This is a genomic window from Chryseobacterium sp. SIMBA_038 (assembly GCF_046535115.1).
Taxonomy (GTDB): Bacteria; Bacteroidota; Bacteroidia; order Flavobacteriales; family Weeksellaceae; genus Chryseobacterium.
The window spans coordinates 1-273 of the sequence record NZ_JAWRXH010000160.1 but is presented as its reverse complement, the minus strand read 5'-3'; the positions used below and the strand labels follow the sequence as shown (position 1 = coordinate 273).

Sequence of the window (273 nt, the reverse complement as noted above, 5' to 3'; positions counted from 1 at the left end):
AGGACAAGATTATAAAGCTTCTACCAAAGCTTTTGGACAAGGACAATTTGTTTCCAATGAGGTTAAATTTGATATATTAGGAAGAAAGACTGCTGAGAGGGAACCTTATTTTGAAGGAGGAGCAGTATGGCAATGGAATTCCATCGCATATGATGACTCTGTATTTCCTGCTAAAATTACTGCTACAACATTTACAGGCAAGCAAATGGAAACGTCAGTTGTTGGCACTACTACGATAGAAAAAGAACTCAACGGATATGGAAGGACAAATTC

1 protein-coding gene is annotated in these 273 nt (G+C 37.7%); it reads left to right on the top strand.

Annotated features, from left to right (window positions below):
• Window positions 1–273: hypothetical protein (locus SB689_RS23110; protein ID WP_410694397.1), on the top strand; the 273-nt coding region annotated here is incomplete at both ends.